16 protein-coding genes are annotated in these 18,666 nt (G+C 62.9%); 10 read left to right on the top strand and 6 right to left on the bottom strand.

Features of this window, described 5'->3' with window-relative positions:
• Window positions 1-78 precede the first annotated feature (78 nt).
• The 4 genes from FHR22_RS09330 to FHR22_RS09315 all read right to left on the bottom strand — a co-directional run bounded on the left by FHR22_RS09330 (window position 79) and on the right by FHR22_RS09315 (window position 3,175).
• Window positions 79-1,581, bottom strand: coding sequence for a YfjI family protein (locus tag FHR22_RS09330; protein ID WP_166941420.1), 1,503 nt, complete (start codon window positions 1,579-1,581; stop codon window positions 79-81).
• A complete protein-coding gene (locus FHR22_RS09325) occupies window positions 1,578-2,537 on the bottom strand; it encodes a DUF7146 domain-containing protein (RefSeq protein WP_166941418.1) in 960 nt (319 codons plus the stop codon). The genes FHR22_RS09330 and FHR22_RS09325 overlap by 4 nt, the downstream gene beginning before the upstream one ends.
• Window positions 2,537-2,731, bottom strand: coding sequence for a helix-turn-helix domain-containing protein (locus FHR22_RS09320; protein ID WP_341786591.1), 195 nt, complete (start codon window positions 2,729-2,731; stop codon window positions 2,537-2,539). The genes FHR22_RS09325 and FHR22_RS09320 overlap by 1 nt, the downstream gene beginning before the upstream one ends.
• Window positions 2,732-2,803: 72 nt before the next feature.
• Window positions 2,804-3,175: a hypothetical protein gene (locus FHR22_RS09315; protein ID WP_166941416.1), complete on the bottom strand. Its 372-nt coding sequence runs from the start codon at window positions 3,173-3,175 to the stop codon at window positions 2,804-2,806.
• Window positions 3,176-4,107: 932 nt separating this feature from the next.
• Here FHR22_RS09315 and kdpF point away from each other — a divergent pair.
• The 8 genes from kdpF (at window position 4,108) to FHR22_RS09275 (ending at window position 13,396) form a co-directional block, all read left to right on the top strand.
• Window positions 4,108-4,197, top strand: coding sequence for a K(+)-transporting ATPase subunit F (kdpF, locus tag FHR22_RS09310; protein WP_166941414.1), 90 nt, complete (start codon window positions 4,108-4,110; stop codon window positions 4,195-4,197).
• Window positions 4,198-4,210: 13 nt separating this feature from the next.
• Window positions 4,211-5,914, top strand: a complete 1,704-nt coding sequence (gene kdpA / locus FHR22_RS09305) for a potassium-transporting ATPase subunit KdpA (protein WP_166941412.1) — start codon at window positions 4,211-4,213, stop codon at window positions 5,912-5,914.
• Between the two features lie 12 nt (window positions 5,915-5,926).
• Window positions 5,927-7,963, top strand: coding sequence for a potassium-transporting ATPase subunit KdpB (kdpB, locus tag FHR22_RS09300; protein ID WP_166941410.1), 2,037 nt, complete (start codon window positions 5,927-5,929; stop codon window positions 7,961-7,963).
• Between the two features lie 10 nt (window positions 7,964-7,973).
• Window positions 7,974-8,564 (top strand): potassium-transporting ATPase subunit KdpC, encoded by a 591-nt coding sequence (gene kdpC, locus FHR22_RS09295; RefSeq protein ID WP_166941408.1) that lies wholly within the window; start codon window positions 7,974-7,976, stop codon window positions 8,562-8,564.
• The gene (locus FHR22_RS09290) at window positions 8,561-11,230 is read left to right on the top strand and encodes a DUF4118 domain-containing protein (RefSeq protein WP_166941406.1); all 2,670 of its coding nucleotides are present in this window, start codon (window positions 8,561-8,563) and stop codon (window positions 11,228-11,230) included. The genes kdpC and FHR22_RS09290 overlap by 4 nt, the downstream gene beginning before the upstream one ends.
• Complete coding sequence (locus FHR22_RS09285) at window positions 11,227-11,955, top strand: response regulator (RefSeq protein WP_166941404.1); 729 nt, start codon at window positions 11,227-11,229, stop codon at window positions 11,953-11,955. Before FHR22_RS09290 ends, FHR22_RS09285 begins: the two co-directional genes overlap by 4 nt.
• A 165-nt stretch (window positions 11,956-12,120) precedes the next feature.
• Window positions 12,121-12,423, top strand: coding sequence for a hypothetical protein (locus tag FHR22_RS09280; RefSeq protein ID WP_166941402.1), 303 nt, complete (start codon window positions 12,121-12,123; stop codon window positions 12,421-12,423).
• A 154-nt stretch (window positions 12,424-12,577) separates the two neighbouring features.
• The gene (locus FHR22_RS09275; RefSeq protein ID WP_166941401.1) at window positions 12,578-13,396 is read left to right on the top strand and encodes a TorF family putative porin; all 819 of its coding nucleotides are present in this window, start codon (window positions 12,578-12,580) and stop codon (window positions 13,394-13,396) included.
• 147 nt (window positions 13,397-13,543) lie between these two features.
• Here FHR22_RS09275 and FHR22_RS09270 read toward each other — a convergent pair whose 3' ends face one another.
• Window positions 13,544-14,800, bottom strand: coding sequence for an FAD-dependent oxidoreductase (locus tag FHR22_RS09270; RefSeq protein ID WP_166941399.1), 1,257 nt, complete (start codon window positions 14,798-14,800; stop codon window positions 13,544-13,546).
• 389 nt (window positions 14,801-15,189) lie between these two features.
• Here FHR22_RS09270 and FHR22_RS09265 point away from each other — a divergent pair, with 389 nt between their 5' ends.
• Window positions 15,190-16,152 carry an ornithine cyclodeaminase family protein gene (locus tag FHR22_RS09265; protein WP_166941397.1) on the top strand — a complete coding sequence of 321 codons (963 nt, stop codon included), beginning with the start codon at window positions 15,190-15,192 and terminating at the stop codon, window positions 16,150-16,152.
• Here FHR22_RS09265 and FHR22_RS09260 read toward each other — a convergent pair.
• Window positions 16,127-17,188, bottom strand: coding sequence for a GlxA family transcriptional regulator (locus FHR22_RS09260; protein ID WP_166941395.1), 1,062 nt, complete (start codon window positions 17,186-17,188; stop codon window positions 16,127-16,129). The genes FHR22_RS09265 and FHR22_RS09260 overlap by 26 nt on opposite strands.
• Window positions 17,189-17,359: 171 nt before the next feature.
• On the opposite strand from FHR22_RS09260, the gene FHR22_RS09255 reads away from it, so the two are divergent.
• The gene (locus FHR22_RS09255) at window positions 17,360-18,658 is read left to right on the top strand and encodes an MFS transporter (protein ID WP_166941393.1); all 1,299 of its coding nucleotides are present in this window, start codon (window positions 17,360-17,362) and stop codon (window positions 18,656-18,658) included.
• Window positions 18,659-18,666 lie beyond the last annotated feature (8 nt).

Raw genomic sequence — 18,666 nt, 5'->3', positions numbered from 1 at the left:
CTGGTTGCTAAGGTAACGCCAGCCGTCGGTTCCAGCGCCCGAAAATCTAGGAGGCAAGCCTAGTTCGGCAGGTGGTGGTCACGCGCTCACTATCTCCCAAACCTCGTGCTGACGCTTGCCATCGATTCTGGTGCCCCCTTCGATTCGGACCGCCCAATGATGTTGCTCAAGGATAGCCATCGCTTCTCGCGCCAGCTTCGCCTCCCGAACAGAGTTAGGTCCAAGCTGGTAGATATGCTGGAGGCCTACGATCGGTTTGGCCCACTTCTTAAGTAGCCAGTGCAGCACTTTTTCGGCCCGTTGAATTTCGATGCTTGACGCTCCCTGCTCGAAAAGGCGCAGGGCTTCGCCGGCATAGTATCGCGACAGGATGGCTGCGCGCGTAAATGTTTCCGCGCTGATCTCCGTGGCGCTTGGGTTATCGACAAGCTCCAACACGACCGCGATGCGCAACGCATGTTCGGCTAGTTTGTTAGCAAAGGCCCTGACGGGCTCAAGCCGCTGTTCTGCAGCCAATTCGCTCTCGCATTCATTAGCAAATGCCAGCCAGAGTTTCCGCGCCGCCGCGGACAGCGGCATCGGCCGCGGATTCAATTCCGGATTGGCTGAGCTTGCGCGCCGCTGCTTCATTTTTAGGAGTTTGAGCAATACGCCGTTGTACCTCTTCAAGGCGGCTTCCGTGGACGGCTTTAGGGGCTTTTGCATCCTCCTCCCGGCGAGGCTGGCCGGCGCCGTCACCAAAAGCCGGGAAGGCAAACCCTGATGTTGCAACATGGGGTCGGCCAGCAAGCCTTCGGCAATCCCCGGTTGAGCCATAAGGTGCATCGAAAGCCTCCGCCCCTTCAGCATTGAGACCCCGTCGCCGCCCCGGACGCGTTTGATCGGCGTGCCGTCCCAGAGGCTGGAAAGGCCCGCGCCGGTCCGCAGGCGAGATTCGTCGGTCATGCTGTAGCCACCAATGAACGTTCCGCCCTCATCGCTGAAAATGCCGATCGATGGTTCGCCACCTGACATTAGCTTGTGGAGCCCCTCGATCGTGGTATCCGAAGCGGCCAGGACCGGCGTCAGGGGAGCGATCGGCATCGGCCCGAGGGCCGCCAATTGCTTTTGAGCTTCGGTCGGGTCGCCTTTGCATTTGCGCAAAATTGCTTCCCGCGTCCGCTGGCGAACCTCATGGAGATCGTTGAAAACGCGGAGATCGCGGTCATACTGCTCATGCAGGTCCGCCTCCCGAAGCCGAACGGGATCGAATGCGATCCTGTCGGCCGCGCTCTTGCGTTCGCCCGAAGCGGCGACCGTCACAAGGAACAGCGAGATGGGCCGCCTATCGCCAGTCGCGGGATGCACGACGTCCGCGTGGGCCTGTGCCGCCAAAGCCGCTACGGCGAGGACCGACTGCGCGGCGATGGCATCGGGACATTGGACCTTATCGACGATAGCATTGACAGCCCCAGCCAGCACCTTGCCGAGCGCTTTAACCGGGTACGGTTGGGCCGGCCCACTTTCCCGGCGGAGTGGAAGGGGCTCCGGCCGCTCGATTTTCTCTGCGTCTTTGAAACGCTTTTTGATGGATTTGTTCATTTGCGGATCCCTTGAAGCTCGTCGTTGAAGTCTTTGAAGGCGGGGTCGGGGCGCACGATGTGGACATCCCTTCCGCCAATGTTGTGAGTATCGGCGGCGCGCTGGGCGGCGAGTTCGCCTGCGTCATCATTGTCTGCGGCAATGGTGAGGGATCGGATTGTCTCCGGTATGATCATCTGGCGCATGAACCCAGCGCCACCGGCGACCCAAACAGGCGTGCCCATCAACTGATAGAGCGTCAGCCCGTCTTCGAGCCCTTCGCAGATGATCAGCTGGTCAGTAACTTCCCCCAAGCGGATAGCCCCGCCGCGAAGGTACCCAAGCGTCAACCGGGGGTTTGCGACGTCCAATTTGGCGCCGCTAGGTTGCAGGTAGGTTCGGTGCACACCGACCAGCGACCCCTCAGGATCGTCTATGGGTGCAATAAGCACCGGACATGGCCCGTGCATAGGGTAGTACAGCACCGACGCTCTCAGACGACCCCACGCGTCGGTGGGCTGCAACCCCCTGCCAGACAGATAGGTCGCGGCCGACGTACCATGCAATTCAACCGCCTGCTGGTATTGCCTCCTTACCAATGCCAGTTTGAGATGGCTGGAATTAGCGGAATTAGCGGGTTTAGTGGGGCGCCCCGTTACGCCGGTTGCCATCGCGGCTGTGATAAGGGCATCGGCGGCAAGTGCTTTACACGCTTCGCGATAGTCGCCGCCTGTAAAAAGATATGCGTACAGAGAAACTACGTCACGACCACCCCGCCCGATAGAATGATCACGCCACGAGCCATCGTCGAGATTGATACGGAATGAGCCGAGATTATGGTCCATCCGCAAAGGATTGCGCGCAATATAGCTGATGCCTTGCCGCTCGCCGCTTGGCAGCCATTGCGCGATAAGATCGGGGAGAACGGCCAAGGCCGCGATCGCAATCCGCGCTGTTTGGTTCGACCGGGTGCCCATTAGCGGGCCTCCAGTAGATCACGGATTGATTCAACCTTGATGAGGCGGCGTCGGCCGATCTTGATCGTGTCCAGCCGTCCCTCATTGATGAGCGCATAAATTGAAGTGCGACCAAGGCTGAGGGCCTTAGCGGCTTGCGAAATTGAAGTTGTATACTGAGTCAATGAAGCCTCCCGTGTGGCTCGCCGGCACACGCCAGCGATGGGAGGTCACCAATTATGGGTCAGGAAAATCGCGTCAAAATAAGCGTGTGCGCTTTTCGATGCCTATTTTCCTGCCTGTTTTTTGGGGCGCCCGCGTGGAAGGTAACCTTGGACCACTCGACGAGCATGTTCGTTGCCTACACCCTCAAATCCTGGGAGCGTGGCAATAAGTTTCGCAGCCTGATCCCGCGCTATGCCCTGCCTATGCAACTCCAGCATTTTATCGCGTATCTCGTCATCGGCAGGAGGCCGCAATCGCCGAGCGGCGTCGGAAGGGGCTGTATCGGTGACGGTGGTCGGCGAACCGCTGTTCGGTTGGTATGGAGCCAGCATCGATTGAATGTCGGCCAAGTCGAAAGAAACGCCGAATGCCTTCCACTCATATTTACCTTCATTCAACGTGCTGAAATCGCCAGCTTGCCAATTCTGCTGCAACCCAACGCCTCCTTCGGCCCACCAAAATTCTTTAGGAAGCGCAGCGTTCGAAAATTTATGCTCTGCCGTGTCTCCTTGGCCGGTAGGCGCTTCGAATGAATAACGTTCAGCGCGAGTACGCAGGAGCCCTGCGTGAGCCCGTTTCGCGATAGAAATGGCCGCGTCAGCAGAACCATTATGAGTACAAACCAAGCTATAGGCCGCGTGTGCGGGAAGCCAATGTCGTTCCGACGCCGATTCATCCGAACAGTCGATTACCACGCTCTGCCTCCCCCCTTCTTCCCAACCGGAATTTTGATCTCCACCAGCAAGACTGCATGGTACCGGATTGCGCGATAACGTGCTGCACCGCAACCACCCCCCGTGGGTGGGGGCGCTATAGCCAGCGTCCGTTCGTGTCGGTTGAGAGCGGGTTTGATCTGTTTACCGCTAATAGAGTGAACCGTCCGCCGATATTCACCTGCATCCGCGACATTTGGGGGCCATTTTGGGGGCCTTTCAAAGATAGGCACCATTCTTACTGGCAGATTATGGGCTATTTTGTACGCCAATGTGGCGCACGCTACCGCTCCAGCTTTTCACAACACTCTGGAAAAATGCAGAAGTCTGCCGAGGCGCGGACCAAAGCCGTGCGCGCGGCGGGCGCCGGGCGCCGCCGGTCGCGCGGCGAACCGAGGCTGCGGCGCGCCGCAGTGCCAAAAACGGCAAAATCATATGAGAATACTATGTGAGCCAAGCTTTCGTTGTCTCGCATTCAAACGCGCGCCTCACCTATTTGGGAGTCCGCAGACGACTCGTGCCACCTCCCGTGGCCAGCGCCATGCCGGAGCAACCCCCATGCAGGATCTTCTCTGGATCGGCATCATCCTCGGTCTGGTCGCCGCAAGCCTTGGCTACGCGCGGCTGTGCGACGACGCATAAGGATTGATGCAATGACACCCGACCTCTGGTTAGCGGGCGCCACCGCGCTCGGCCTTTTCATCTATCTCGTCGCCGTGCTCGCACGGCCCGAACGCTTCTGAGGGAGGCGAACCCATGACCTTTCAGGGATGGTTTCTCATCATCGCGTTCATCGCGATCCTGCTTTTGCTCTGCAAGCCGGTGGGTCAATGGCTGTTCGCGCTCTACGAAGGGCGACGGACGCCGCTGCACCTGGTGCTCGGGCCGGTCGAAACGGGCTTTTACCGCCTGTCGGGGATCGACCCCAAGGAAGAGCAGGGATGGCGCCGTTACGCGGTCCACATGCTGATCTTCAACGCGACGCTGCTGCTCTTTACCTATGCGATCCTGCGCTTGCAGGGCGCACTGCCGCTCAATCCGCGCGGGTTTGACGGGGTCAGCGAGCATCTCGCGTTCAACACGGCGATCAGCTTCACCGCCAACACCAACTGGCAAAGCTATGGCGGCGAGTCGACGATGTCGAACCTCAGCCAGATGCTCGGGCTGACCATCCACAATTTCCTGTCGGCGGCGACGGGCATCGCGCTCGCTTTTGCTCTGTTCCGCGGCTTTGCGCGGCGCAGTGCGGCGACGATCGGCAATTTCTGGGCCGACATGACGCGCATCACCCTCTACCTGCTCCTCCCGCTCTGTGTTGCCATCGCAATCTTCTATATCGCGAGCGGCGTGCCGCAGACGCTGGCGGGGTCGGTCGACGTGACGACGCTCGAAGGCGTGAAGCAGACGCTCGCACTCGGTCCGGTCGCGTCGCAGGAAGCGATCAAGATGCTCGGCACCAACGGTGGCGGCTTCTTCAACGCCAACAGCGCGCATCCGTTCGAAAATCCGACCGCGCTCACCAACCTTGTCCAGATGCTGTCGATCTTCCTGATCGGCGTCGGGCTGACGTGGACCTTCGGCAGGGCGGTCGGCAACACCCGTCAGGGCTGGGCGATCCTCGCCGCGATGATGACCCTGTTCCTCGCCGGAACCGCGATCGTCTATTGGCAGGAAGCCGCCGGCAATCCGATCCTCCACCAGCTTGGCGCCATGGGCGGCAATATGGAGGGCAAGGAAGTCCGCTTCGGCATCGCGGCTTCGTCGCTCTTCTCGGTCGTGACCACCGCGGCGTCGTGCGGTGCGGTCAATGCGATGCACGACAGCTTCACCGCACTCGGCGGCCTGATCCCGCTGTTCAACATGCAGCTTGGCGAAGTCGTCATCGGCGGCGTCGGTGCGGGTATCTACGGCTTCCTGCTCTTTGCCATCCTCGCGATCTTCGTCGCGGGGCTGATGGTCGGGCGCACGCCCGAATATGTCGGCAAGAAGATCGAGGCGCGCGAGGTCAAACTCGCGGTGCTGGCGATCGCGGTCCTGCCGCTCGTCATCCTCGGCTTCACCGCCATCGCGTCGGTGACCGAGGCGGGGCTGGCCGGGCCGCTCAACAAGGGTCCGCACGGCTTTTCGGAAATCCTCTACGCCTTCACCAGTGCGGTCGCGAACAACGGCTCGGCCTTTGCGGGCCTCACCGCCAACACGCCCTTCTATAATGGGATGCTGGGGGTCGCGATGTGGATCGGCCGCTTCTTCATCATTGTCCCGATGCTGGCGATCGCGGGCGGCCTGGCGGCGAAGAAATATACACCGGCGACAGCGGGCAGCTTCCCGACCGCTGGGCTGTTGTGGACGGGCCTTCTGATCGGCATCGTGCTGATTGTCGGCGGTCTGACCTTCCTGCCCAGCCTCGCGCTCGGTCCCATCGCCGATCATCTCGCGATGATCAACGGCCAGCTCTTTTAAGGAACCCTGCACATGGCTCGGTCCGTACAGAAATCATTGTTCACGGCAGACCTGATCGTTCCGGCGATCGGTGACGCTTTCCGCAAACTCAACCCCGGGGAACTGATCCGCAATCCGGTGATGTTCACCACCGCGGTCGTGGCGACCTTGCTGACGATGTTGCTTGTCGTCGGCCAAGACGGCCTTGCCACCGGCTTCAAGCTGCAGCTCGTGATCTGGCTCTGGCTGACGGTGCTGTTCGGCACGTTCGCCGAAGCGCTCGCCGAGGGGCGCGGCAAGGCGCAAGCGGCCTCGCTGCGCGCCACCAAGGCCGAACTGACCGCAAAGCGGCTGAAGGGCGACGATAAAGCCTTTGAAGCCGTACCCGCCAGCGCGCTTCGGGTGGGCGACGTCGTTCTCGTCGAGACGGGCGACCTGATCCCTTCGGACGGCGAGGTTGTCGCCGGCGTCGCGTCGGTCAACGAAGCGGCGATCACCGGTGAAAGTGCGCCGGTGATCCGCGAGGCGGGCGGCGACCGTTCGGCGGTCACCGCGGGGACGCGCGTCATCTCCGACGAGATCCGTGTTCAGGTGACGGTCAACCCGGGGCAGGGTTTCCTCGACCGGATGATCGCACTCGTTGAGGGCGCCGAACGACAGAAGACGCCGAACGAAATCGCACTGACCCTGCTGCTCGTCGGTCTGACGATCATCTTCCTGATCGCGGTCGGCACGATCCCGGCTTTTGCAAGCTATGCCGGCGGCGGCATCCCGGTCGCAATCCTCGCGGCATTGCTGATCACGCTCATTCCGACCACGATCGCGGCCTTGCTGTCCGCCATCGGGATCGCGGGGATGGACCGCCTTGTTCGCTTCAACGTGCTCGCCAAGTCGGGGCGTGCGGTCGAGGCGGCGGGCGACGTCGACGTCCTGCTGCTCGACAAGACCGGTACGATCACGGTGGGCGACCGGCAGGCGACCGAGTTCCGTCCGGTCGGCGGCCAGTCGATGCCGGTGCTGTCGGAAGCGGCGCTGCTGGCGAGCCTCGCCGACGAAACCCCGGAAGGCCGCTCGATCGTCGCGCTGGCGCGCGAGAAGTTCGCCCGGACGACGGCTGAATTGCCCGCCGGGGCCGAGATCATTCCCTTCACCGCGCAGACGCGCATCTCGGGGGTCAACATCGCAGGCAGCGTGATCCAGAAGGGCGCAGTGGACTCGGTCCTGAAGGCCAATCCCGAAGCCCAGACCACCGCCGCTGCGACTGAACTCCGCCGCATCACCGACGAGATCGCGCGGGCGGGCGGAACCCCGCTCGCGGTCGCGAAGGATGGCCAGCTGCTCGGTGCGATCTTCCTCAAGGACATCGTCAAGGCGGGAATTCGCGAGCGCTTCGGCGAACTGCGCGCGATGGGCATCCGCACCGTGATGATAACCGGCGACAATCCGCTTACCGCCGCGGCGATCGCCGCCGAGGCCGGGGTCGACGATTTCCTCGCCCAGGCGACACCCGAGGACAAGCTCGAACTGATCCGCAAGGAACAGCAGGGCGGCCGGCTCGTCGCGATGTGCGGCGACGGTACCAACGACGCCCCGGCGCTGGCGCAGGCCGACGTCGGGGTCGCGATGAATACGGGAACGCAAGCCGCTCGCGAAGCCGGCAACATGGTTGACCTCGACAGCGACCCGACGAAGCTGATCGAGGTCGTCGGACTCGGCAAGCAACTGCTCATGACGCGCGGCGCGCTCACGACCTTTTCGGTCGCCAACGATGTCGCCAAATATTTCGCGATCATCCCGGCGATGTTCATCGTGCTGTATCCCGGATTGGGCGTGCTCAACATCATGGGGCTGACCAGCCCAGAGAGCGCGATCCTGTCGGCGATCATCTTCAACGCGCTGATCATTCCGCTGCTCGTGCCGCTCGCATTGAAGGGCGTGACCTATCGTCCGATGGGGGCGGGGCCGCTGCTGGCGCGTAACCTTGCCGTCTACGGTCTCGGCGGCCTTGTGGCACCCTTCATCGGAATCAAACTCATCGACCTGGCCGTTGGCGGCCTCGGTCTGGTCTGAGGATAATATTATGGACAAGGATCTCATCAGCGCGCTGCGTCCGGCGTTCGTCATGACGCTGCTTTTCGCGACCCTGCTCGGGCTCGCCTATCCGCTGGCGCTCACCGGCATCGGTCAGGCACTGTTCCCGTCGCAGGCTAACGGCAGCCTCGTTCGCGAGAATGGCAAGGTCGTCGGCTCCAATGTCGTCGGGCAGGCCTTCACATCGGAGCGCTATTTCAACACGCGCCCCTCGGCGGCGGGCGATGGCTACGACGGTCTTGCCTCGTCCGGGTCGAACCTCGGGCCGACGTCGCAGGCGCTCATCGACCGGGTGAAGGGTGATGTCGAGAAACTGAAGACCCCCGAACCGGGCAAGGCAATCCCGTCCGACATGGTGACCGCGTCGGGTTCGGGCCTCGATCCCGATATCACGCCCGAGGCCGCGCTTTATCAGGTCGATCGGGTGGCGCGCGCGCGCGGCCTCGATCCCGCCGCCGTCCGGGGGCTCGTCGAACAGAGCGTCGACAAGCCGCTCCTCGGTTTTCTCGGCGAGCCGCGCGTCAATCTGTTCAAGCTCAATCGACGACTCGATGCGTTTGGCGCTAAACCCGCGACGTGACAGGAAATGATCGACCATCACCCGAGACCTTCCTGCGCCGGGCAGCGCAGGAAGGCCGTGGCCGTCTGAAAGTCTTTCTCGGCGCCGCACCCGGCGTCGGCAAGACGTGGGAGATGCTCACCGACGGACGGCAACGGCGCGAGGCCGGGGTTGATGTCGTGGTGGGCGTGGTAGAGACACACGGCCGGCGCGAAACCGAGGCGCTCGTCCACGGGCACGAGATCATCCCGCGCCGTCAGGTGGATCATCAGGGGCACAGTCTCGGCGAAATGGATATCGACGCGATCCTCGAACGCCGCCCCCAGCTCGTTCTCGTCGATGAACTTGCCCATAGCAACGCAACCGGCAGCCGCCATCCCAAACGGTATCAGGATGTCGAAGAACTGCTGGGCGCTGGCATCGACGTCTATTCGACAATCAATATCCAGCACGTCGAAAGCCTCAACGACGTTGTCGCGTCGTTCACGCGCGTCCGCGTCCGCGAGACCGTCCCCGACTCGATCCTCGAAAATGCCGAGATCGAGGTGGTCGATATTCCACCCGACGAACTGATCGAGCGACTGCGCGACGGCAAGGTCTATATCCCGCAGGAAGCGACGCGCGCGCTCACCCATTTTTTCTCGAAATCCAACCTCACGGCGCTCCGCGAGCTCGCCTTACGCCGCGCCGCACAGGCCGTCGACGCGCAGATGCTCGAGCATGTGCGTTCGCAGGCATTGGCGGGCAGCTTCGCGGTCGGCGAGCGCATCATTGTCGCGGTCAGCGAACTGCCGGTTGCGGCCGAACTGGTCCGCGCAGGCAAGCGGCTCGCCGACGCGCTGAAGGCGCCATGGACAGCGGTCTATATCGAAACGCGGCGCAGTCGGGCCATGTCGGACGATGATCGCCGGCAGCTTGCCGATACGCTTGCGCTGGCCTCGCGGCTCGGCGCTTCGACCGCGACTGTTCCGGCGGCAAGCGTGGTCGACGGTCTGCGCGCCTTTGCGCAAGATGCACGCGCGACGCAGATCGTCATCGGAAAATCGGCTCGCCCCTGGTGGTTCGAGATGCGTCACGGGTCGGTGGTCGACCAGCTCGTGCGGACGATCGACGACGTCGCGGTGCATGTCCTTCCCGGTGAGCCTGATGCGAAGGCAGCGCAACGGAGTGCGATCGAGGTTCCCGGGCGGTGGGGCAAATCCAGCGATTATATCTGGTCGCTGGCGATGGTCGTCGCGATGACGGTGCTTGGGCGACTGCTCATCGAAGTCATTGATCTCGGCAATATTTCGTTGCTCTATCTTGTGCCGGTCATGTTCGCCGCGGCGACCTTCGGCCTGCGCGCCGGCCTGTTCGCGGGTCTGGCATCGAGCCTTGCTTATAATTTCTTCTTTCTGCCGCCGACGGGTACGCTGACGGTCAACAATCCCGAAAATGTCGTCAGCATATTGGTGTTGTTGGGCGTCGCGGTGGTTACGAGCCAATTCGCGGCACGCGTCGGGGCGCAGGCCGATCTGGCACAAACGAGCGCGCGCCAGAATGCGGCGCTGGCGAGTTTTTCGCGGCAACTGACCGCGGCGCCCGACCAGGATGCGCTGATGCATGCGATCTGCGCCGAGGTTGGCCGTTTGCTCGACGTGCGCACCGTGCTTCTCTTGCCCTCCGCCGACGGACCGATGCTCCGTGCCGCTGTCCCGCCCGAAGACCGCCTCGAGCAGATCGAGCGCGCCGCGGCGCAGTGGGCGATGGACAATGAGCAGCCTGCGGGACGCGGTTCTTCGACGCTCACGGCATCGGACTGGCTGTTCCATCCGCTAGGCACGACCCGCGGCGTGCTCGGTGTGCTTGGGCTGACCCGCGACGATGCACGCGAGCCTGTCCGTTCCGATCAGGCGCCGCTCTTGATGAGCCTGCTCGACCAGGCATCGATCGCGCTCGATCGCATGAAGCTGGAGGAAGAATCGCTGCATGCGCGGCAGGTCGACGAACGCGGTCGCTTGCGCTCGGCCTTGCTCTCCTCGGTCAGTCACGACCTTCGGACCCCGCTCACCACCATCCTTTCGGCGGCGCAGGAAATGCGTCGCCATCCGTCGCGGGCCCTGGCCGAGACGGTCGAGACCGAAGCGCTGCGCCTCAATCGCTTTGTTTCGAACCTGCTCGACATGGTGCGTGTCGAGGCGGGCGCACTGCCGATGAAGGCTGAAGCCACCGAATTGTTCGATGCGGCGGCGAGCGCGGCGCACGACACGCGTGCGTCGCTCCTGGGGCACGAAGTCAAGATTGATATTGCCCCGAACATCCCGTTCGTTCGCGTCGATCCCGTGCTGCTTCATCATTGCCTGATCAACCTGCTCGACAATGCGGGCCGCTACGCCGACCCCCACACGCCGATCACGATCCGCGCCAGCCGCACCGCCGACGCGATCCTGCTGTCGGTCATCGATCAGGGACCCGGCATTGCACCGGGCAACGAAAAGCGCGTGTTCGAAACCTTCACCAGATTGGAAGGGAGTGACCGGGTGAAGCACGGCACCGGCCTCGGGCTCGCGATCGTCAAGGGCTTTGCCGAGGCGATGGGCCTCTCCGTCGAAGCGGGCAATAATAGCGAGCCCCACGGTGCCTGCTTCACTATCCGTATTCCTGAAACGCTGATCATCACGCATCTCACCGACAAGGACATCCCATGAAAGTGCGTCACAAGGTTCTCGTCGTCGACGACGAGCTTCACATCCGCCGTCTGATCCACGCGGCGCTGGCGCGCGCCGACTATGCGATCGTCGAAGCCGAAAATGCCCGCGAAGCGACGGAACGCCTCCGGGAGGAGCGTCCCGACATCACCTTGCTCGATCTCGGCCTGCCCGACCGCGACGGTCTCGAGCTTGTCCCGCTCTTCAAGCAGCAGTCCGATACGACCCTCATCGTCGTCTCGGCGCGTGATGCGACCGAGGAAAAGGTCGCGGCGCTCGATCTGGGGGCCGACGATTATCTGACCAAGCCGTTCGACACCGACGAACTGCTGGCGCGCGTACGCGTCGCGTTGCGCAACCGGCTGACGCGCGATGGCGGGAACCTGACCCTCTCGGTGGGCGATGTGACGATGGACCTGATCGCGCGGACGGTGATCAAGGGCGGCAAGGAGGTGCACCTTACGCCCAAGGAATATGCCGTGCTCGCCCAGCTTGCGCGCTTTCCCGGCCGTGTCATCACGCACAACCAGATCATGGCCGAGGTGTGGCCGAACGAGTATGAGCATCATGTCGAATATCTGCGGGTCCTCGTCCGGACCTTGCGCCAGAAGCTCGAAGCCGATCCGCAGCAGCCACAGATCATCTGCAACGAGCCCGGTATCGGCTATCGCCTGCGGCTCGGCGGCGACAGCCTTGCCGAGGAAGGCGGGGCAGCAACCGGTTGAGAAGGTCGCGGCCATCTCCCGATGGCGGCATAATCTCTATTGATTTGCCATCGGTGCCCGCGCGCCGCGGGGATCATATGCAATCTCAACGCCCGACGGCGTTTCTCGATCTCGATTTGCTACGCGGGCATGCGTAATTGAACGGCCTCCGTCTGGAGGTCTGATATGAAGAAATGGCATGAAACGCCTGCTGCCAACCTGGGCCTGCGCGCCGGCGGTATCGCACTTCTGATTCTGGGCTGGACGGTCGCCGTCCGGCTTCATCAGCTGGCGCTTGCCACACCCCCTCGTGACGCGTCGTTTTTCATGATGCTCCTTTGCGCGATTGTCTTCCTGTGCGGCAGTGCCGGAAGCGCGCTTCTTTTCGTCGGACCCGGTCTGTGGGAAACCGTCGAGGTTTCCGAGCGCTGGAGGCGTTTGCCACTGTCTTCCTTCGTATCGCAGGGCGGCCTCGACCGCGATTTATAGCCATGGTTCGCAGGGTAAAAATCCGCCGGAACGCATAGAGAAAATACTATGCAATCGGACGTTCGCCGCTCTCGATTTTCAACGCGGCTTCGATCTAGTGGGGCGTCCTCGCGAGCTTCGCCATTTGCGGCCGAAGCGCTTTCATGAGGAAGATATGAAAAGCATCGTCATGATCATCGCCTTCATGGCAGGATTCTTGCCCGTTGCCGCATGGGCCCAGGAAGAAGAAAAACAGGCTATCACCATATCGGGGTCAGCAACGCTCGCTTCCGATTATCGCTTCCGCGGCGTCTCGCAATCCGACAAGGAAATGGCGGTCCAGGGCGAAATGACCGTGGCTCATGAGAGCGGCCTATATGCGGGCGTTTGGGGCTCCAACCTTGCCGGGTGGGGCACGTTCGGCGGCGCCAATATGGAGCTCGATCTGATCGGCGGGTACAAGGCGTCGATCGCGGACAATGCGACGCTCGATGCCGGGTTGGTCTGGTACATGTATCCGGGCGGAGCCGACGACTCCGACTTTGCCGAGCCCTATGTCAAGCTGACGGGAACCACGGGCCCGGCGACGCTGACGGCAGGGGTTGCATATGCCCCCAAGCAATATGCGCTCGCGAATGTATCGGCGGCACCGAACAGCCGCGGGCAGAGCGAGGATAATCTCTATCTTTGGGGTGATGGCGCGGTCGCGATCGGTGGAACCCCGCTGACGGCCAAGGCGCATATCGGATATTCGGATGGCAACCCCGGTCTCGGTCCCAACGGTACGAGCATTGCGCCGACCGGCCGTTATTGGGACTGGTCGATCGGTGTGGATGCCGTGTGGCGCAACCTGACCCTCAACCTTTCATACGTCGATACCGACATCAGCAGATCCGACGCGGCTCCATTGCAGCCCAATTTCAGCAAGGGGCTGGATGGCATCGGTTCCATCGCCGATGCCGCAGTCGTGGCGAGCGTTACGGCATCCTTCTGAGCACGATATCGATCCGGACAGCCTTGTCGAGCAATAGGCTATGGATCATCGCTGCCGCAGCAATGGGCACGATTCTGCAAGAGGGCTGGACTGCAGCGTGGACATCTTCAAGCAGCGAACGGCAATCGTCGCGGACCGTGATGATCCTCAGCGGCCGATCGAGTAGGGCTTGGCGGGAATCTCGGGCGGGCGTCCGGCCATCAGGTCGGCCAGCAATCGCGCCGACCCCGCCGCCAATGTCCACCCAAGATGGCCATGGCCGCTGTTGATCCATAATCCGGGGGTTCCCGCCGCACCGATATAGGGCCGGCCATCGGCCGCCACTGGCCGCAGGCCCGCCCAGGGCTGGCCGGTAGCGAGGGTCTCGGGCGTCGCGATCTCGGGATAGATCGCCTTGATGAAGGCGGTCAGATTGTCGAGCCGTTCGCGGTCGAGATGAAGGTTCCGCCCGGCAAATTCGGCCGTGCCGACGGAGCGAAGCCTTGTCCCAAGCGGCGTGATCGCGGCGTGATGAGCGTCATCGATCACCGGGATGGCAGGGAGGCGTAGCCCCGGCGTCGGTGCGTAGGTTATCGAATAGCCTTTCACCGGCTTGATCGCGAGCTGCACACCAAGCTTGCCGACGAGCCCCGGGCTGGCCGTCCCGGCCGCGACGACGACATTGTCCGCGCGCAGGACATCGCCGCCGAGATCGACGCCGATGGCCCGGCCACCACGCACTTTCACGGCGCGCACGTCGCGTCCGAAATGAAATGTGCCGCCCAGCTTCCTGATCCGGTCGGCGAGTGACTGGCAGAAGCGGAGGGCGTCCCCCGACTGATCCTGCGGATAATGGATCGCGCCGACCAGTTGATCGGCGATTGGCGTCAGGCATGGCTCGAGAGAAACCGTTTCATCACGGCTCAGTTGGTTGGCTTCGAGCCCATAATCGCGCAGATGGCCCGAGACACGCATCGCGGCATCGAGTGCGGACGACGTACGGAAGAATTTGAGCGTCCCCTGGCCGGCGGCATCGAACGACAGCGCCAGTCGGTCGCGCAGTTCGTCAAGGACGGCGAGCGAATAGATTCCGAGCTCATAATTTGCGACTGTTGCCGCATGGTAGCGGCTGGGCCGGGAGTTCCACAGAAAACGCGGTCCCCATGAAAGCAGCGACGGGATAGCGCCCCACCTGACCTTGAGGGCCGAATTGGAACCGAAGAGATAATCGGCGAGATGGCGATGAACGCCCGGCGTATTCCATGGGTCGGACATGGAAGGCGTCAACAGCCCACCGTTGGCGAAACTGGCGCCCATACTCTCGCTTTGGCCGGAGTCGATCAACGTGACTTGCTGCCCGCGATGGAGGAGTTCGAGCGCAGTGGTCAGGCCGATCAGTCCCGCGCCGATAATAAGGTTTGTCACGCCGCTCTATCTCTCATGCTTGCTGCCTGCAGGGTTTTCGGTCCGGAAATCGCGGTCGTGTCCGGCGCGGTCTGTCCGGCAAGGTGGCTTGGTTGCGCAATCTGGGCAGAGCGGCGGCGAATTCCTAGAATATTACGGACAATTATTTGTAGTTATTATCAGAAGATTGCAGCCGCCGTCGTGACTGGCGGGCGAACCGCCGATCGCGGTGGGAATGGCAAGATCCACCAGAAAATGTCTGTGATATTCTAGATGGCTTCGCATTTTTCTGGCTTGGCGATGCGGGTTTAGGCCGGGATGATCGGTTGGGCTTCCAAGCGCCGCGCCGCGGCTGTGCGCTTGGAAGCACCGTTGCCGCAAGGCTAAGTCAGCAGCAGAAAGACGGGAAGATGAACTTTATCGACGCCGAAACGGTGCGGGCGAATCTGTCGATGCCGCAATGCATCGACGCGATGGCGACCGCGATGAAAGCCGTGAGCCAGAGGGAATTGGCGATGCCAAGCCGCATCATCATGCCTTTGGTCGACGGCAGCGGTTATTTCGGTGTCATGCCCGGTTCGCTCGACAGTCCGCGCGTATATGGTGCGAAGATCGTCAGCCTGCACCCCGCCAATCCGGCAGCGGGCCGGCCCGCCATCCAGGGGTTCGTGGCGCTATTCGACCATGATACCGGGACGCCGTTCGCGATCGTCGACGGGGCGGAGATCACGACGCTGCGAACCGCCGCCGCGAGCGGCCTCGCAACCCGCACGCTGGCACGGCCTGACGCGAAAAGCCTGGGCTTGTTCGGCTATGGCGTTCAGGCGGAGGCCCATCTCGACGCGGTTCGGGCCGTGCGTCCGATCGAGCAGGTCCGGGTCTGGGGGCGGTCGCTGGAGCGGGCGCAGGAATTCGCGCGCAAGCATGGACGGCGGACCGGCATCGATGTCGTCGCGGTCGCGGATCCGCAAGCCGCCGCCGCTTGTGATATCGTCTGCACGATAACCGGCGCCCATGAACCCATATTGTCCGGCGCGTGGATCGGGCCCGGCACGCATGTCAACCTGGTGGGGGCGCATGCGCCGACCGCTCGCGAGGCGGACACGGCGCTGATCCGGGCGGCGCGCGTCTATACCGATGCTTTGGAATCCCTGTTTGCCGAGGGGGGCGACATCCTCGTCCCGATCGCGGAAGGCGCCATCGATCGCGGCCATGTGCGCGGCGAAATCGGGGACGTTCTGCTCGGCCGGATTGCCGGGCGCGGTCATGACCGGGAAGTTACCGTCTATAAGTCCCTAGGCGTCGTCGCGCAGGACATCGTTGCCGCGGAATATGTCGTTCGCCAGCTCAATTCGGCGAATGCTGGGACATGAAGCTACCGGCGACGGGGAGCGGTTCGGCGGTTCGCGACCGCAAATCGGCGCGGACGTCACTTGGCGACGCATCAAAAACCTCCCGGAACGTTCGGGAGAAATGGGAGGCGTCGGCAAAGCCGCATTCATAAGCGATTTCGGACATGCTCTTGATCGTATGTTCGATTAGCCAGAGCGCCCGCTCCAGCCGGATTTGCCGATAGGTTTGGGCGGGCGACATGGTGAGTTGCGCGTGGAAAGCACGCGTGAGCTGCCGCACGTTCGTACCGATGGTTTCGGCGATGCTGTGGATCGTCAGCGGGTTGCCCATATTCTGCTGCATGATCAGCAGCGCCCGTCGCACCATCGGGTCGCGAACCGGCGCGCTCAGGTCGAGCGCCACGCGTGCTTGCGGATGATTGCTCGCCCTTGCTTCGTCAAATAACAACAGTGACACCGTTTTCAGCGCCCGGTCGCGGCCGCAATGCCGCTGGATCAAATGGATGGCGAGATCGAACGCGCTCGCGCCCCCCGGACAGGTGAGCCGCGGACCGTCGATCGTGAAAAGCCGGTCGGATTCCACCATGATGTCGGGAAATTCGGACTGGAACTCGGCGACGTGAAACTGATGGACGCAGGCACGCCGCCCCTCCATCGCCCCGGCACGTGCCAGCATGAAGCTCCCCGTGCAGGCGCCGATCAGCGGTACCGGCCCGGCGGCAGCGGCCCGGATATAGTCGATGATCGCGTCGTCGGTGCGCTCATGGCTTTGGAGCTTGCCGCCGACCACAACGATATAATCGAAATTTTCGGGGGGCTGAAGCCTGGCTGTCGGCAGGACGGTCAGGCCGCAGCTCGACCGGATCTGCCGGTTGTCGGGCGCCATGATATCCCACCGGCAATAGAGATTGCGACTGAGATCGAACTCGTCCCCCGCGATGCGAAGCGCCTCCAGAAAGCCGGTCAGCGCGAGCAGGGTGAAGTCGGGAAGCAGCAGGATACCCAGCCGGAGTTCAAGGACCGGAGCTTCGATCCTTTGCGCATAATCCACTGTCATCGTTGGAGCTTCCCAAGCAGGCGTCATGCGCCACTGATTCCGGGATCATTACCTATCTACTAGAAGTTGTCCATATTCTTCTATCCCTGTCCCGGCTTCGCCCGGCAAATTCGCTTCGATGCCGCGGTCGGCAGAGCGTCTGGTCAAGCCGGTTTTTGAGGGCTGAAATCCATGAATGCGACGACGGAATATCCCAGCCCGGGGCGAGCGCGCTTTGCCCAATATCTTCTCGGCACGCTCGCCCTGCTTTCGGCGATGGACGCCGGGATCGTCGCCTTGCTGCTAGAGCCGATCAAGCATGATCTGGGCCTCACTGACATGCAGGCAGGCATCGCGAATTCGACCAGCTATGCCGCGGCCTACGGCCTGTTGAGCCTGCCGATGGGCCTGCTGGTCGACCGGACGAACCGGGTCAGGCTGGTGTTTCTCGCCATGTTGCTCTGGTGTGCCTCCCTCGGGCTGGCGGCAGCGGCGACGGGTTTCTGGACGCTGGCGCTGGCGAAGGCGATCATGGGCACCGCCACGGCCGCGCTGCTCCCGTCGGCACTGTCGCTTCTGGGCGACTATTTTGCGCCCGAACGGCGCGCCTCTGCGACCGCGACCTATCCGCTGGGTTCTATCCTCGGCGGAGCTGCCGCCGTTCTGATTGGCGGGCTGGGTTTCGACGCGCTCGGCGAAATCCATGCGGCCGATCCGCAGGTGCTGGCCGGGCTGGCGCCGTGGCGTGCCGTCTTCGCGCTCGCCGCGATCGCAGCGCTGCCGATCATCGGGCTGATCCTGTTCATGCGTGAACCGGAACGGATGGAGGCGCGCGAAGAGGGGGGCGGGACATGGCGCGAGCTCTGGGTCTACCGGGATTTCCTCATCCCGCTGCTGGGCGGCGTCGTCTTCCTGACCGGTCTGTCCACCAGCTTCACGACTTGGGCGGCGCCCGCGTTGATGCGCCTTTACGGCCAGCAGCCGGGGGATTTCGCCGGATGGTATGCCGCCGTGACCCTCGGCGGCGGCGCCGTCGGCGTGGCGGCGTCGGGGCGGCTGGTCGATTGGGCGCGGCGGGGCGGCGGCTATTCCGCGGTCATGATACCGGCGGCGCTCAGTGCGCTGGCGTGCGCGCCCGCCTCGACCATGGCCATGGCGCCCAGCGTTACGCTCTTCGCGGTCGGAATGATCATCTTTCAGCTGGCGGGTGCCATCGCCATCGTGGTGCCCGTGATCGCCATCAATTTTCGCATCCCCAATGAGCTTCGCGGCCGGACATTCGGCCTTTACGTCATCTCCGCAGCGGTAGGCGGCAGCCTGTCCGCACCCGCGATCGCGACGCTGAGCGCATTTCTGGGGGGCGACGCCATGTTGGGCCGCGCCATGGCCGGCGTCGGAGTGCCGCTGGCGCTGCTCGCGTCTGTTTGTCTTGCGATGACCATGCGGTCGGGCCGAAAGCACGGGATCAAGGCCATGTCAGCTGCATCCTAACGCGAAAT

It is taken from the genome of Sphingopyxis panaciterrae, from assembly GCF_011762125.1.
In the GTDB taxonomy this organism is placed as follows: domain Bacteria; phylum Pseudomonadota; class Alphaproteobacteria; order Sphingomonadales; family Sphingomonadaceae; genus Sphingopyxis; species Sphingopyxis panaciterrae.
The sequence above is the reverse complement of the archived record's forward strand: the minus strand, read 5'-3'. Positions and strand labels throughout refer to the sequence as shown.